This window comes from Micromonospora sp. NPDC023814, from assembly GCF_040639595.1.
In the GTDB taxonomy this organism is placed as follows: domain Bacteria; phylum Actinomycetota; class Actinomycetes; order Mycobacteriales; family Micromonosporaceae; genus Micromonospora.
The window spans coordinates 1-15145 of sequence record NZ_JBFAAF010000114.1 but is presented as its reverse complement, the minus strand read 5'-3'; the positions used below and the strand labels follow the sequence as shown (position 1 = coordinate 15145).

Here is a 15145-nt window from a genome sequence, read left to right as displayed (position 1 = left end):
GGCGTGAGCTACGCGAAGGTGCTCTGCGTGGGCCTGGTCGGCGTCACCGGGCACCTGGTGGAGGTCGAGGCCGACCTGGCGGCCGGTCTGCCGGCTTCCCCATCCCACCCCCTCCCCGGCCCCGGCCCCGGCCCCGGCCCCGGCGATCTTGCACTTTGTGCCCCGGCAAAGGGGGCGACCTGCACATATCGAGGGCCGAAAGTGCAAGATCGCCGCGGCGAGGGGGCGCGGGTGTGTAGCGGGGCAGGGTGGGGTTGGGGGGTGGGTTGGGTTGGGTTGGGGGTGGGTCAGGCGCCGGAGGTGACGCGGTAGGCGTCGAAGACGCCGTCGACCTTGCGGACCGCGGCCAGCAGGTGGCCCAGGTGCTTCGGGTCGGCCATCTCGAAACTGAACCGGCTCACCGCCACCCGGTCACGGGTGGTGGTGACCGTCGCGGAGAGGATGTTCACCCGCTCCTCGGAGAGCACCCGGGTCACGTCGGCGAGCAGCTTGTGCCGGTCCAGCGCCTCGACCTGGATGGCGACCAGGAACGTCGACGCCGAGGTGAGCTTCCAGCTCACCTCGACCACCCGCTCGTTCTGCGCCCGCAGGTCCTCGGCGTTGGCGCAGTCGTCGCGGTGCACGCTCACCCCGCCGGAGCGGGTCACGAAGCCGAAGACCGAGTCCGGCGGGACGGGGGTGCAGCAGCGCGCCAGCTTGATCCACACGTCACTGACCCCGCGGACCACGACGCCCGGATCCGCGCTGCTCTGCCGGCTGCGCGGCGGCCGGGTGGCGACGGCGGTCTCGGCGATGTCCTCCGCCGCGCCCTCCTCGCCGCCGTACGCGGCCATCAGCTTCTGCACCACCGACTGAGCGGAGACCTGGCTGTCGCCGACTGCGGCGTAGAGGGAGGCCACGTCGGCCAGGTGCAGGTCCCGGGCGATCGACATCAGCGCGTCCGAGGTGAGCATCCGCTGCAACGGCATGCCCTGCTTGCGCATCGCCTTGACGATCGCGTCCTTGCCGGCCTCGATCGCCTCCTCGCGCCGCTCCTTGTTGAAGTACTGGCGGATCTTGGTGCGGGCGCGCGGGCTCTTGACGAAGCCCAGCCAGTCCTGTGTCGGCCCGGCCGTGTCGGACTTCGACGTGAAGATCTCGATCACGTCGCCGTTGGACAGCGTCGACTCCAACGGCACCAGCTTGCCGTTGACCCGCGCCCCGATGCACTTGTGCCCGACCTCGGTGTGCACCGCGTACGCGAAGTCCACCGGCGTCGACCCGGTCGGCAGCGGGATGACGTCACCCTTCGGGGTGAAGACGTACACCTCCTGGCTGGACAGGTCGAAGCGCAGCGCGTCGAGGAACTCGCTCGGGTCCGCCGCCTCCCGCTGCCAGTCCAGCAGCTGGCGCAGCCAGGTCATCTCGTCGATGTGCGCCGGCGGGCCGACGATCTGGGTGCCCTTGTGCTCCTTGTACTTCCAGTGCGCGGCGATGCCGAACTCGGCGGTGCGGTGCATCGCGTACGTGCGGATCTGCATCTCCACCGGCTTGCCGGTGGGCCCGATGACCGTCGTGTGCAACGACTGGTACATGTTGAACTTGGGCATCGCGATGTAGTCCTTGAACCGGCCCGGGACCGGCTGCCAGTTGGCGTGGATCACGCCCAGCGCCGCGTAGCAGTCCCGCACCGTGTCGACCAGGATCCGCACCCCGACCAGGTCGTAGATGTCGTTGAAGTCGCGGCCCCGCACGATCATCTTCTGGTAGATCGAGTAGAGGTGCTTCGGCCGCCCGGTGGTCTCCGCCTTGATCTTGGCGGCCTTCAGGTCGGTCTGCACCTTCTGGGTCACCTGGCGCAGCAGCGCCTCGCGCTGCGGCTGGTGCTCCCCGATCAGCCGGTTGATCTCCTCGTAGCGCTTCGGGAAGAGCGTCCCGAAGGCGAGGTCCTCCAACTCCCACTTGATCGTGTTCATACCCAGCCGGTGGGCCAGCGGGGCCAGGATCTCCAGCGTCTCCTTCGCCTTCTGCTCCTGCTTCGGACGGGGCAGGAAGGTGAGGGTACGCATGTTGTGCAGCCGGTCGGCCAGCTTGATCACCAGCACCCGCGGGTCCTTGGCCATCGCGACGACCATCTTGCGGATCGTCTCGGCCTTGGCCGCGTCGCCCAGCTTGACCTTGTCGAGCTTGGTGACCCCGTCGACGAGCAGCGCGACCTCGCCGCCGAAGTCGGCGCGCATCTGGTCGAGGGTGTATTCCGTGTCCTCGATGGTGTCGTGCAGCAGCGCGGCGACCAGGGTGGTGGTGTCCATCCCCAGGTTGGCCAGGATGGTGGCCACCGCGAGCGGGTGGGTGATGTAGGGGTCGCCGGACTTGCGGTACTGGCCCGAGTGCCAGCGGGCCGCGGTGTCGAAGGCACGCTGGAGCAGCCGCGCGTCGGCCTTGGGGTGGGCGTCCCGGTGGGTCGAGATCAGCGGCTCGAGCACCTCGCTGACCTGCGAGGACTGCCACGGCGCGTTGAACCGTGCCAGCCTGGCCCGGACGCGGCGGCCGGTAGGCGCGCTGGACAGCGCGAAGCCGGCGCTGGGCAGGGGATCGCCCGCGCCGTCGGCGGGGAACGGGAGCACGACCCCCTCGGTCGCCGCGCCCGCGCCACCGGCCGGGCCGGCCGTCGCGCCGGACCGCGCGGTGTCGGCCGGACCGGTCATGCCGGAGCCCGCGCCCCGGGTCGGCGCGTCACCGTTCCGTGCGGTCACCGAGCCGTCCGCGTCGCCTGTCGGGTGCACCGTGCCCTCCACCGGAGGGGCGACATCGTGGGACACCGGCCTCCTCACCGCTCGCCGGGAATTCACCGACCGTGCGCCGGCCGGCCTGGTCTCGCGCCGCCCGGACGGGTCCCGCCCGGTCAGCAAAGGGCAATGCTACCCGCACGCACGGTGCCCCGCCGCTCCGCCGGACGGACCGCGCGGGGTCCGCCCGACGGTCGGGGCGCTCAAACGGTCAGCAGGGCATGCACCGGGCGCGGGGACAGCCGCTCCCGCGCGCCGAGGAAGCCGAGTTCCAGTAGCACGGTGAAGCCGGCCACGGTGCCCCCGGCCCGCTCCACCAGGTCCAGCGTCGCCTCGGCGGTGCCGCCGGTGGCCAGCACGTCGTCGACCACCAGCACCCGGTGCCCGGCCGTGAACGCGTCCTGGTGCACCTCCAGGGTGGCCTGGCCGTACTCGAGGTCGTAGGAGGCCGAGTACGCCGGGCGGGGCAGCTTCCCGGCCTTGCGCACCGGCACCACGCCGACCCCGGTCGCGTACGCGACGGCCGCCGCGACCACGAACCCGCGCGCCTCCATGCCGACGACGGCGTCGAACGAGTCCCGCCCGTGGTACGCGACGATCGCGTCGACCACCTGGCGGAACGCCTCACCGTCGGCGAACAGCGGCATCAGGTCCTTGAACATGACACCGGGCTTGGGGAAGTCGGGCACGTCGAGCACCCGGCTGGCCACCAGCTTCGCGGCCTCCGGGCCGCTGTCTCCCCGTACCCCGGTGCTGTGGGTCTCCGTCACGGCAGTCCGCTCCCCTTCCACGACGACGGCGTCCTCCCTGCTGCTCGCACAGCATGAAGGACGCCGTCGGTTCGATTCCTACCGGGTGTCGCCGGCCCAGGTCAGCGCCGCTTGCCGCCACCCGGCCGGTTGCCGCCGCCGGCCGGCCGGTTGCCGCGCGCACCCGTCGACCGCTTCCCGGCCGGCCGCGCGCCCACCTTCGGCGCGGCGCCGGCCAGCGCCGCCGACTCCGGGTCGACCGGCTCGTCCGCGGCCTCCACGGAGCCGGGCGCACCCTTCGGGGTGACCTCGCCGCGCGGCAGGGCGCCCCGGCGGGCCAGCACCCGCTTGTTGTGCGCCTGGATCCGCGGCTCGTAGTTCTTCAGCAGCACCAGCAGCGGCGTGGCCAGCAGGATCGAGGTCAGGAACGCCACCGCCATACCGACGAAGAGCACCAGGCCGAGGTCCTTCAGGGTGCCCGCGCCGAGCAGGCCGGCACCGATGAAGAGCAGACCACCGACCGGCAGCAGCGCCACCACCGAGGTGTTCAGCGACCGCATGAGGCTCTGGTTGATCGCCAGGTTGGCCGCCTCGCCGTACGTCTGGTTGTTGTTCGCGGTGATGCCGCGCGTGTTCTCCTGCACCTTGTCGAAGACCACCACCACGTCGTAGAGCGCGAAGCCCAGGATCGTGAGGAAGCCGATGACCGTCGACGGGGTGACCTCGAAGCCGACCAGCGAGTAGACGCCGGCGGTGAGGATCAGGTTCATGATCAGCGAGGAGACGGCGGCGACCGCCATCCGCCACTCGAACCGCAGGATCAGGTAGACCATCACCAGCGCGATGAAGATGACCAGACCGAGCATCGCCCGGGACGTGACCTGGCTGCCCCACGCCTCGCTGACCTGGTTGCCGCTGATGGTGGTGGCGTCGATGCCGAACTCCCCGGCGATCTCGACCTTGACGGCGTTGGCCTGCTCGGCGCTGAGCTGCGTGGTACGCACCTCGTAGAAGTCGCCGCCGGTGCCGCCGACCTTCTGCGTGGTGACCACGTTGGCACCGTCGCCGGCCGCGGCGAGGGCCGCTCCGACCTTCTCCTCGGTCTGCTCCATGGTGCCGACGCTGGCCGGGATCTGGAACGAGTTGCCGCCGGCGAACTCGATGCCGAGGTGGAATCCGCGCAGCCCGAAGCTGAGGATCGCCAGCAGGACCAGCGTGCCGGCGACGGCGAACCAGAGCTTGCGCCGGCCGATGATGTCGAGGCCGGCCTCGCCGCGGTAGAGGCGGCTCGCGAGACCACTCTTTGCCATCTCAGGCCTCCTTCACGCGCGGGTTGCGGGGCTTGGCCTCGTCGGCCGTCCGGGCCGGAAGCGCCCGCCCGAGACCGCTGACCCGCGGGGACAGGAACGCCCGGGTGCGGGCGAACATCGTCATGATCGGGTGCCGGAAGAGGAAGACCACGACCAGGTCCAGCACGGTCGCCAGGCCGAGGGCGAAGGCGAAGCCCTTCACCGCGCCGACCGAGACGACGTAGAGCACCACCGCCGACATCAGCGTGATCGCGTTGGCCGAGATGATCGTCCGGCGGGCCCGGATCCAGGCGCGCGGCACGGCGCTGCGTGGGCTGCGCCCCTCCCGGATCTCGTCCTTGAGCCGCTCGAAGTAGATGACGAACGAGTCCGCCGCCACACCGAGGGAGACGATCATGCCGGCGATGCCGGCGAGGGTGAGGGTGAAGCCGATCTGCCGGCCGAGCACCACCAGCGCGCCGAAGACCAGCAGCGCCGACAGGATCAGGCTCAGGAAGATCACCGAGCCGAGCAGGCGGTAGTAGAAGAACGAGTAGATGATGACCAGCAGCATGCCGATGCCCGCCGCGAGGAGACCGGCCCGCAGGTGGCTGGCGCCCAGGGTGGCGGTGACGTTCTGCGACTCCTGCTCGTCGAAGGTCACCGGCAGCGCGCCGTAGCGAAGCTGGCCCGCGAGGGTGCTGGCGTCCTTCTGGGTGAAGTTGCCGGTGATCTGCGAGTTGCCGGTCAGCACGCCCTGGATCTCGGGCGAGGAGACGATCTCGTTGTCCAGTACGACAGCGACCCGGCACTTGCCGTCCTGGCCGAGCGCGGTGGCGTCGCAGGCCTGGCCCTCGTTGTTGAAGGCCTCGCGGGTCAGGTTGGTCCACTTGTCCTGGCCCGGGCCGGAGAAGTCCAGGCTGACCACCCACTGGCTGGTCTGGTCGAGCACCGCGTCGGCGTCGTCGACGTCGGTGCCCAGCACCTTCGCCTGGTCGAGCAGGTACTTCGCGGCACCGTCCTCGCAGGCGACCACCTGCTGGTCGGGGGCGGAGATCGACGCCGGCGGCCGCTTGTCGAGCTGGGCACAGCTGATCTGCGGCACGTTGAACTGCATCTGCGCCGGCAGCACCGCGACCTGGCGCGGGTCGAGGGCGCCGAACGGCTTGAGCTTCTCCGCCAGCGACGGGTCGGCGGTCAGGTCGGCCGGTGCCTGGAGGCCGCTCGCGGCGGCCCAGGCGGCGGCGCCGACCTTCTGCTCGACGGCCTTGCGCTGCTCCTCGACGCTCTGCGGCACCGGCTCGCCGCTCGCACTCGGCGAGGGCGCCGCGGCGCTCGGCGAGGCCGGAGCCGACGCCGACGCCGACGGGCTGGCGCTCGGCGCCGGCGCCATGCCGCCCTGGCCGCCGCTCGCCGACGGGGTCACCTTCGGCCCGGCGGTGCCGGACGGGGAGGCGCTGCCCGAGGGCTTCGCGCTGCCCGACGGGGCCGGGGTCGCGCTGCCGGACGGCGCCGGGGTGGCGGTCGGCGCCGGGGCGGCGGCCGCGCCGCTGCCGTCGGCGGCCTTGAGCACCTTGCGGAAGCGCAGCTCGGCGGCGCTGCCGACCTCGGTGATGTCGCGGTTCTCACCGGGCAGGGAGATCACGATGTTGCGGTTGCCCTCGGTGACCACCTCGGCCTCGGCGACGCCGAAGGCGTTGACGCGGCTCTCGATGATCTGGCGGGCCTCCTCGAGGTTCTCCGCCGTCGGGGCCCGGCCGTCGACGGTGTTGGTCGCCTCCAGCGTCAGCCGGGTGCCACCGACGAGGTCCAGGCCGAGCTTGGGCTCCAGCCGGTCCTTCAGGCCGCCGCTGGCGCCGCCCGCGAAGAACACCAAAAGATAGAGGACGACGAAGATGAGCCCGAGCACGGCCAGTTGCCGTCCGGGGCGCATCTGTCCCTGAGGTGGTGCCACGGCTGTCCTGTCTCCCTGTACGGTCGCGCCGCTGGTGCGGCGGGTGTCGGCCGGTGCGGCCGGCGGTCCTGACGGGCCGGCGTCGGGGGCCGGCACGCGGGCCCCGACGTCGCGGCGCGGGGCGCCGAGCGGAGCGTGGACGTGCCGGCTCCCGCCGTCGGGCCCAACTATCCAGTTTTCACGTCGTCTCCGCTGCCCCTTCCGGCACGGCGGTCACCGCGAGCCGGCGGCCACCGCCCCGGGGCGGGAGCGACGCCTCACTCCTTGACGGCGTCCGCGTCCTCGGCGGCCGGCTCGGCGGGACGCTCCGCCTGGCTGACCACCCGGGCGATCGCCGGGCGGGCGTACCGGGTCTGCACACCGGGCGCGACCTCCAGCAGGACGGTGTCGTCGTCCACCCCGGTGACCGTGCCGTAGAGCCCACCGATCGTGACCACCTCGTCGCCGGGGGCGAGGGCGGACTGCATGTCCGCCGCCTCCCGGCGGCGCTTCTGCTGGGGGCGGATCATCATGAAGTACATGACGCCGAAGAGCAGAGCGATCATGAGGATCGGCGTCAGGCTGCCGGCACCCCCGCCGCCCTCTGCTGCGTAAAGCACGGTGAAAGACCTTCCCATTGGCCGCCGACCCGGCACGGGCGTGCCGGAGCGGAGGCGGATTCTCACGTCCTGTACAGACCGGCGCGAGTCTAATCCCTGCACCTGGGAACGCCGAATGCGGCACAGATCACGTTCGCATCACGGCTGATCGGTGTCCACGGAGAACAGATCGGGCGCGAGAGGGGCATCCGTGCCAAATGTACCATTCGGTGGCGTACGCCCCAGGTGCCGCCAGGCGGCCTCGGTGGCGACCCGGCCGCGCGGCGTACGGGCCAGCAGGCCGGCCCGGACCAGGAACGGCTCGCACACCTCCTCGACCGTGTCCGGCTGCTCCCCCACCGCCACGGCCAGGGTGGACAGGCCGACGGGGCCGCCCCGGAACGAGTCGACCAGCGCGGTCAGCACCGCCCGGTCCAGCCGGTCCAGGCCCAGCGCGTCGACGTCGTACACCTTCAGGGCCGCCCGGGCGGTCTCCAGGGTGACCACGCCGTCGGCGCGGACCTCGGCGAAGTCGCGGACCCGGCGCAGCAGGCGGTTGGCGATCCGGGGGGTGCCCCGGGAACGGCCGGCGACCTCCGCGGCGCCCTCGTCGGTGATCGGCACGCCGAGGATCCGGGCCGAGCGGCGCAGCAGCACCTCCAGGTCGGCCGGGGAGTAGAAGTCGAGGTGCGCGACGAAGCCGAAGCGGTCCCGCATCGGCCCGGTCAGCAGGCCCGAGCGGGTGGTCGCGCCGACCAGGGTGAACGGCTCGACGTCCAGCGGGATGGCGGTCGCGCCCGGGCCCTTGCCGACGATCACGTCGACCCGGAAGTCCTCCATCGCGCTGTAGAGCAGCTCCTCGGCCGGCTTGGCGATCCGGTGGATCTCGTCGATGAAGAGCACGTCGCCCTCGGCGAGGCTGGTCAGGATCGCCGCCAGGTCCCCCGAACGCTCGATCGCCGGGCCGCTGGTCACCCGGATGCCGGAGCCCAGCTCGGCGGCGACGATGTTGGCCAACGTCGTCTTCCCGAGGCCAGGCGGGCCCGAGAGGAGGATGTGGTCCGGCGGGGAGCCGCGCCGCATCGCGCCCTGGAGCAGCAGGTCGAGCTGGTCGCGTACGCGGTGCTGGGCGATGAACTCCTCCAGCCGCTTCGGCCGGACGCTGGCCTCCGCGTCCAGTTCCGCGTCGTTGACGTAGGCGGAGACCAGGTTGCCGTCGGGACCGGTCACCGGGTGCGGCCCAGCAGTCGGATGGCCTGCTTGAGCAGCACCGGCACGGGCGGCACGTCACCGTCGACGGTCTCCGCCACCGCGGCGACCGCCTGGTCGGCCTGCCCGGCCGTCCAGCCCAGCCCGACCAGCGCCTGCCGCACCTGCTCGGGCCACGCCCCGCCGGTCACCCCGGCCGCCCCGTCGGCGCCGACCGGGACCGGGCCGACCCGGTCGCGCAGCTCCAGGACCAGGCGCTCGGCGCCCTTCTTGCCGATGCCGGGCACCCGGGTCAGCGCGGCGGTGTCGGCGTTGGCGATCGCCTTGCGTACCGCGTCGGGGGTGTGCACGGCGAGCACGGCCTGGGCCAGCCGGGGGCCGACCCCGCTGGCGGTCTGCAGCAGCTCGAAGAGCTGCTTGGCGTCGTCGTCGGCGAAGCCGTAGAGGGTGAGCGAATCCTCCCGGACGACCAGGCTGGTGGCCAGCCGGGCGGGCTGGCCGACCCGCAGCTCGGCGAGGGTGCCGGGGGCGCACTGCACCGCCAGGCCCACCCCGCCGACCTCCACGACCGCGTGGTCCGGACCGGTCGCGGTCACCACCCCGCGCACGCTGGCGATCATCTGGCTCCTCCTCGTCGTACCCGGTCGGCCGCGGCGGCCAGCTTGGAGCGCGTCCCGCCGCGCCACACGTGACAGATGGCCAGGGCGAGGGCGTCGGCGGCGTCCGCCGGCTTCGGCGGCTCGGGCAGCCGCAGCAGCCGGGTGACCATGGCCGTCATCTGGGCCTTGTCGGCCTGACCGGAACCGGTCACGGCCGCCTTCACCTCGCTGGGCGTGTAGGTCTGCACGGGCAGCCCGGCGCGGGCGCCGGCGAGCACGGCGATCCCGCTGGCCTGGGCGGTGCCCATCACCGTGCGGACGTTGTGCTGGCTGAACACCCGCTCGACGGCGACACTGTCCGGCCGGTGCTCGGCGACCAGGTCGGTGAGCGAGCGGTCCAGGTGCAGCAGACGCAGCGGCAGCTCGTCGCCGGGGTCGGTGTAGACGACGTAGTAGGCGACCAACGTGCAGGGCCGCCCCGGCACGCCCTCGACCACGCCGACCCCGCACCGGGTCAGCCCCGGGTCGACGCCGAGCACCCGCACGCCGCCTCCTCCCCAGCCGCCAGCAGTACGTGTGTTCGACACCCTACCGAGCCGGACGACGGCCCGGTGTCGGGGACACGCCGGGCGCGCCGACACGCCGCCGACCTGCCGTGTGGACCACACACTCCGGCCGTCGAGTATGTGCCGCCACCCCATGTGCGCCCGGACACACAGCTCGTAACTTCATGCGCCATGACGGCAGAACCCGTGGCGGTGCCCCACGTCGTACACGTCGACCTCGCTGGTCGTACCGCCCTGGTGACCGGGGGCGGCAGCGGCATCGGCCGCGCCTGTGCCCTGCGGCTCGGGGCCGCCGGCGCCAAGGTCCTGGTGGTGGACCGCAACATCGAGGCGGCCAAGGCGGTGGCGGCGGAGGCCGGCGGCCGGGCCGAGGGCGTGGACCTGGCGGACGCCGAGGCGGTGGACCGGCTCGACGCGGACGTGGACATCGTGGTGAACAACGCGGGCCTCCAGCACGTGGCGCCGGTGCAGGAGTTCTCCCCGGAGCGCTTCGCCTACCTGCACCGGGTGATGGTGGAGGCGCCGTTCCTGATCATCCGCCGGGCGCTGCCGCACATGTACGCCAAGGGCTGGGGACGGATCGTCAACATCTCCTCGGTGCACGGGCTGCGCGCCTCGCCGTACAAGTCGGCGTACGTCTCGGCGAAGCACGCCCTGGAGGGGCTGTCGAAGGTGGTGGCGCTGGAGGGCGCCGCGCACGGCGTGACCGCCAACTGCATCAATCCGGCGTACGTGCGGACCGCACTGGTGGAGAGCCAGATCGCCGACCAGGCGGCCAGCCACGGCATCCCGGAGGCGGAGGTGGTCGAGAAGATCATGCTGGCCCGGGCGGCGATCAAGCGGCTGATCGAGCCGGAGGAGGTGTCGGAGCTGGTGGCGTACCTCTGTTCCCCGCCGGCGGCGTTCATCACGGGCGCGTCCATCGCGCTCGACGGGGGCTGGACGGCGAACTAGTGGCAAGCCGCACAATGTCGGTCATGTCGTCACCGGTGGAGTTCCTGGAACTGCTCGCCCGCGAGGCCGCCGCGGTGGAGTTCGAGGGGCCGCTCGTCGCCGCGCGCGCCGCCGGGCTGCCGCCCGACCGGCTCGCCGAGCTGGAGCAGGCCAAGACGGTGGCGCTGCGGGTCCGCGCGCTGCTGGAACGCCGCCGCCGCCGGGAGGTCGAGCTCTCCGGCCTGTACGACACGGTCAGCGACCTGGCCGGACTGCGCGACCTCGACGACGTGCTGCGCGCGATCGTGCACCGGGCACGCAACCTGCTCGGCGCGGACGTCGCCTACATGACGCTCAACGACGACGAGCGCGGCGACACCTACATGCGGGTCACCGACGGCTCGGTCTCCGCCCGCTTCCAGCGGCTGCGGCTGCCGATGGGCGCCGGTCTCGGCGGCCTGGTGGCCCAGTCCGGTGCCCCGTACGTCACCGCGAACTACCCGGAGGACGATCGCTTCCACCACACCGGCGAGATCGACGCCGGGGTGGGCGAGGAGGGCCTGGTGGCCATCCTGGGCGTGCCGCTGCGGCTCGGCTCGACCTCGATCGGCGTGCTCTACGCGGCCAACCGGTCGGCCCGGCCGTTCGTGCGGGAGGAGGTGGCGCTGCTGGTGTCCCTCGCCGCGCACGCGGCGGTGGCGATCGACACCGCGCGGCTGCTCGCCGAGACCAGGGCGGCGCTGGAGGAGCTGTCGGCGGCGAACACCACCATCCGGGCCCACAGCAGCTCGGTGGAGCGGGCCGCGGCGGCGCACGACCGGATGACCGCGCTGGTGTTGCGCGGCGGCGGCGTGGAGGACGTGGCCGCGGCGGTCACCGACGTGCTCGGCGGGGCGCTGCTGGCGCTGGACGCGGAGGGCCGGCTGCTGGCCCGGGTCGGCGAGATCGACGAGCCGGACCGGGCGGACATGGTGGAGGCGGTGGCCGCGTCGCGTACGGAGGGCCGCAGCGTGCGCCGGGGGCCGCTCTGGTACGCCGCGGTGGTGGCCGGCGCGGAGAACATGGGCGCGCTGGTGCTGCGCCCCGACGACGAACTGGTCGACGCCGACCAGCGGATCCTGGAGCGGGCGTCGCTGGTGACCGCGCTGCTGCTGCTGTTCCGGCGCACCGTCGCCGAGGCGGAGGGGCGGGTCCGGGGCGAGTTGCTCGACGACCTGATCGCCCGGCCGCTGCGGGACACCGACGCGCTGCGCAGCCGGGCCCGCCGGCTCGGGGTGGACCTGGACGCGCCGCACGTGCTGGTGGCGGTCGGCGACGACGCGATCGCCGCGACGGGCTCGGCCCGGCAGCGGGTGCTGTCGTGGGCCACCACGTACGCCTCGACGCGGGGTGGGCTGGCGGCGGCCCGCGACGGGCGGGTGGTGCTGATGCTGCCGGGCCGGGACGCGGGCGGCAGCGCCCGGGCGGTGGCCCGGGACCTGTCCCGGGTGACCGGCCGGCCGGTGACCGCCGGGGCGAGCGGCCCGTCGACGGGGCCGGCGTCGCTGGCCACCACGTTCGCCGAGGCGGACCGCTGCCTCACCGCGCTGGGCGCGCTGGGCCGGTCGGGGCAGGGCGCGAGCACCGCCGAGCTGGGTTTCGTCGGGCTGCTGCTGGGCGCGGTCGGCGACGGCGGCGACAAGGACGTGGACCGGTTCCTGAAGGCCACCGTCGGGCCGGTGGTCGACTACGACGCCCGCCGGGGCACCGCGCTGGTGAGGACGCTGGAGGCGTACTTCGGGGTGGGCGGCAGCCTGGCCCGGGCCGCCGAGCTGCTCCACGTGCACGTCAACACGGTGACCCAGCGGCTGGAGCGGGTCGGGCAGCTGCTCGGCGCGGACTGGCAGAAGCCGGAGCGGGCGCTGGAGGTCCAGCTCGCCCTGCGCCTGCACCGCCTGCGTACGCCGGCCGGCTGACGGTCCGACCGGCCGTGCCGCGTGCCGGACCGGGTGGCCGTACCGGCGTGCGGGACCGGGGCGGTGGCCGGGGGTCAGCGGGCGCGGATGCCGTCCAGGACGCCGTCGACGATCTTCTCCGGCAGGGACGCCTCGTCGAGGTCGGGGTGCCAGCGCAGCACCCGCTGGATCAGCATCGGGCCGGTCAGCATCGCCATGGTGACCTCGACGTCGATGTCGGCGCGCAGCTCGCCGGCGCGGATCCCCCGGCGCAGCACCTCCCGCATCAGCGCCCGGCGCGGCTCGATGATGCTCTGGTAGAGCTGGTACTCGTCCGGGCTGCGGTTCACCCGCGGCACCAGGCAGGGCATGATCCGCGCCGCCCGCGGGTCGATGTTGTGCCCGACCGCGCCGACCAGCACCACCAGGTCGTCGCGGACCGACCGGCCGGGCGGCGCCGGCGGGTTGCCCTTGAGCCGGCGCAGCGCGTCCGTCAGTAACGCGTCCTTACCGGGCCAGCGGCGGTAGATGGTGGCCTTGCCCACGCCGGCGCGGGCGGCGATCGACTCGATCGAGATGGCCTCGATCGTGCTGCCCTGGGCGAGCAGGTCGAGGGTGGCCTCGAGGATCGCCTCGTCCGCGCGGACGCTCCGCGGTCGCCCGGGCGACCGCGGAGCATCGGCGGCGGAAGTCATGTCGGACATTGTCCCCGAACCTAGGCGGTCCCGGCCAACTCGGGTTCACCCGCCGGCACCGGCGCTGCCACCGGGGCCGCGGCGCGGCCGGGCATCCAGCGCAGCACCACGAGGATGCCGACGGCGGCGACCGCCGCGGCGAGGCCCGCCGCCCAGTGCATCGCGGCCACGAAGGCCTCGTCGGCCACCGCGATCAGCTGCGGCGCCGCCGGCCCGAGCTGACCCGCCGCGGCGTACGCGCCGGAGATCGACTCGCCGGCCGCCTCGCGCGCCCCGGCGGGCAGGTCCCGCAGCGCGGAGTCGACGTCGGCACGGTAGACCGCGGAGAGGACCGACCCGAGCACCGCCACGCCGAGCGCGCCGGCCACCTGCCGGACGGTGTTGCTGACCGCCGAGCCGACCCCGGCCTTCTCCCGGGGCAGCGCCGACATGATCGACTCCGTGGCCGGGGGCATGATGTTGGCCATCCCGGCGCCCTGGAGGAAGAAGAAGACCAGCACCACCCAGATCGGGGTGCTCGCGCCGACGAAGGCGAACGCGCCGAGCGCCACCACGGTCAGCGCCAGCCCGACCACGGCGACCGCCTTGCCGCCGTACCGGCGGACCATCGCCGCGCTGCGCGGGGCGAAGACGAGCTGGGCCACCGCGAAGGGCAGGAAGAGCAGGCCGGTCTCCAGCGGGCTGTAGCCGCGCACCAGTTGCAGGTAGAACGAGCTGAAGAACATCACGCCCATCGCGGCGAAGAAGATCAGCCCGACGATCGCCACCGGGGCGGCGAAGCGGGGCACCCGGAACAGCCGCACGTCCAGCGACGGGTGGTCGCTGCGCCGCTCGTACGCGACGAACCAGGCCAGCACCGCCAGGCCGCCGAGGATCGCGGCCCAGACCACCGGGCGGTCGAAGCCGTGCTCGCCGCCGTCGATGATGCCGTACGTCAGGGCGACCAGGCCGACCACCGACAGCAGCACGCCGACGACGTCGACGCGCCCCGGGTTCGGGTCCCGCGACTCGGGCACCAGGATCGCCACCAGCACCACCCCGAGCACGACCACCGGCACGTTGATCAGGAAGACGGAGCCCCACCAGTAGTGCTCCAGCAGCGCGCCGCCGAGGATCGGGCCGATCGCCACCGCCAGGCCGACCGCGCCGGCCCAGACGCCGATCGCCCGGCCCCGCTCCCGCGGGTCGAAGACGTTGGAGATGATCGAGAGCGTGACCGGCATGATGGCCGCGCCGCCCACGCCCATCAGCGCGCGGGCCGCGACGAGTTGCGCCGGGCTCTGCGCGTACGCCGACAGCAGCGACGCCAGCCCGAAGAGCACCAGGCCGACCAGCAGGAAACGCTTGCGCCCGGCGCGGTCGCCGAGCACGCCGAAGGTGAACAGCAGGCCGGCGAAGACCAGGGTGTAGGAGTTGATCGACCACTCCAGCTCGCCCTGGCTCGCGCCGAGGCCGTGCACCGGGTCGGCGAGCGTACGCAGCGCGACGTTGAGGATGGTGTTGTCCAGGACGACGACGAGCAGGCTGATCACGAGCACCCCGAGGATCGCCCACCTCCTCGGATGTCCGGTGTTCTCGTGCGGTTGCATCTCTGGTTCTCCCCCCGGCCCCGTTTTCGATACGGGTCAGACTCGTATTCGATGTCAGCGTAGGGGTTGGAGTTTCGATACGGAACCGGTTCGTTTCTTGTGTGGCGGCGGTCACGTGCGTTGTGCGTCGTGCCGCGGGTGTGGCTTGCTGTGCGGTCAGTCGTGGGGGGGTGGCTTTGCTGTGGGGGGTCGTGGTGGGTTGTTGGGGTTGCGGTGCGTGGTGGTGGGGGTGTGGCCCGCCGTGCCCGGCGCCGGGCGGTCAGAGATCGGAAGAGCAAACGA

The 15145-nt window shown here is 73.0% G+C and carries 12 protein-coding genes; 2 read left to right on the top strand and 10 right to left on the bottom strand.

Features of this window, described 5'->3' with window-relative positions:
- Positions 1 to 287 precede the first annotated feature (287 nt).
- The 8 genes from AB0G14_RS33020 to ruvC form a co-directional block, all read right to left on the bottom strand.
- Positions 288 to 2777: a bifunctional (p)ppGpp synthetase/guanosine-3',5'-bis(diphosphate) 3'-pyrophosphohydrolase gene (locus tag AB0G14_RS33020; protein ID WP_357704269.1), complete on the bottom strand. Its 2490-nt coding sequence runs from the start codon at positions 2775 to 2777 to the stop codon at positions 288 to 290.
- Between the two features lie 194 nt (positions 2778 to 2971).
- Positions 2972 to 3538 (bottom strand): adenine phosphoribosyltransferase, encoded by a 567-nt coding sequence (locus AB0G14_RS33015; RefSeq protein ID WP_357704267.1) that lies wholly within the window; start codon positions 3536 to 3538, stop codon positions 2972 to 2974.
- A gap of 101 nt (positions 3539 to 3639) precedes the next feature.
- Entirely contained in the window at positions 3640 to 4827 is a 1188-nt protein-coding gene (gene secF, locus AB0G14_RS33010) for a protein translocase subunit SecF (protein ID WP_357704265.1), read from the bottom strand.
- Between the two features lies 1 nt (position 4828).
- On the bottom strand, positions 4829 to 6760 hold the full coding sequence (gene secD, locus AB0G14_RS33005; protein WP_357704263.1) for a protein translocase subunit SecD: 1932 nt from the start codon (positions 6758 to 6760) through the stop codon (positions 4829 to 4831).
- A 257-nt stretch (positions 6761 to 7017) separates the two neighbouring features.
- Entirely contained in the window at positions 7018 to 7359 is a 342-nt protein-coding gene (yajC, locus tag AB0G14_RS33000) for a preprotein translocase subunit YajC (RefSeq protein WP_357704261.1), read from the bottom strand.
- A gap of 138 nt (positions 7360 to 7497) precedes the next feature.
- The gene (gene ruvB / locus AB0G14_RS32995) at positions 7498 to 8568 is read right to left on the bottom strand and encodes a Holliday junction branch migration DNA helicase RuvB (RefSeq protein ID WP_357704259.1); all 1071 of its coding nucleotides are present in this window, start codon (positions 8566 to 8568) and stop codon (positions 7498 to 7500) included.
- Positions 8565 to 9167, bottom strand: a complete 603-nt coding sequence (ruvA, locus tag AB0G14_RS32990; protein ID WP_350709043.1) for a Holliday junction branch migration protein RuvA — start codon at positions 9165 to 9167, stop codon at positions 8565 to 8567. The genes ruvB and ruvA overlap by 4 nt, the downstream gene beginning before the upstream one ends.
- Complete coding sequence (ruvC, locus tag AB0G14_RS32985; protein WP_350686934.1) at positions 9164 to 9691, bottom strand: crossover junction endodeoxyribonuclease RuvC; 528 nt, start codon at positions 9689 to 9691, stop codon at positions 9164 to 9166. The genes ruvA and ruvC overlap by 4 nt, the downstream gene beginning before the upstream one ends.
- Positions 9692 to 9883: 192 nt before the next feature.
- Between ruvC and AB0G14_RS32980 the strand changes: the two genes are divergently transcribed.
- Both AB0G14_RS32980 and AB0G14_RS32975 read left to right on the top strand, forming a co-directional pair.
- Positions 9884 to 10666 carry a 3-hydroxybutyrate dehydrogenase gene (locus AB0G14_RS32980; RefSeq protein WP_357704256.1) on the top strand — a complete coding sequence of 261 codons (783 nt, stop codon included), beginning with the start codon at positions 9884 to 9886 and terminating at the stop codon, positions 10664 to 10666.
- Between the two features lie 14 nt (positions 10667 to 10680).
- Positions 10681 to 12600: a helix-turn-helix domain-containing protein gene (locus tag AB0G14_RS32975; RefSeq protein WP_357704254.1), complete on the top strand. Its 1920-nt coding sequence runs from the start codon at positions 10681 to 10683 to the stop codon at positions 12598 to 12600.
- Positions 12601 to 12674: 74 nt separating this feature from the next.
- Here AB0G14_RS32975 and AB0G14_RS32970 read toward each other — a convergent pair whose 3' ends face one another.
- Both AB0G14_RS32970 and AB0G14_RS32965 read right to left on the bottom strand, forming a co-directional pair.
- Positions 12675 to 13283, bottom strand: coding sequence for a TetR/AcrR family transcriptional regulator (locus AB0G14_RS32970; protein ID WP_357704252.1), 609 nt, complete (start codon positions 13281 to 13283; stop codon positions 12675 to 12677).
- 11 nt (positions 13284 to 13294) lie between these two features.
- Positions 13295 to 14863 carry an MFS transporter gene (locus tag AB0G14_RS32965; RefSeq protein WP_357704250.1) on the bottom strand — a complete coding sequence of 523 codons (1569 nt, stop codon included), beginning with the start codon at positions 14861 to 14863 and terminating at the stop codon, positions 13295 to 13297.
- Positions 14864 to 15145: the final 282 nt, after the last annotated feature.

Bases quoted from the DNA above. Each gene is read 5' to 3' on its own strand.
- secF (WP_357704265.1), bottom strand. From the start codon at position 4,827: ATGGCAAAGAGTGGTCTCGCGAGCCGCCTCTACCGCGGCGAGGCCGGC.
- ruvA (WP_350709043.1), bottom strand. From the start codon at position 9,167: ATGATCGCCAGCGTGCGCGGGGTGGTGACCGCGACCGGTCCGGACCAC.
- AB0G14_RS32980 (WP_357704256.1), top strand. From the start codon at position 9,884: ATGACGGCAGAACCCGTGGCGGTGCCCCACGTCGTACACGTCGACCTC.
- AB0G14_RS32975 (WP_357704254.1), top strand. From the start codon at position 10,681: ATGTCGGTCATGTCGTCACCGGTGGAGTTCCTGGAACTGCTCGCCCGC.
- AB0G14_RS32970 (WP_357704252.1), bottom strand. From the start codon at position 13,283: ATGTCCGACATGACTTCCGCCGCCGATGCTCCGCGGTCGCCCGGGCGA.
- AB0G14_RS32965 (WP_357704250.1), bottom strand. From the start codon at position 14,863: ATGCAACCGCACGAGAACACCGGACATCCGAGGAGGTGGGCGATCCTC.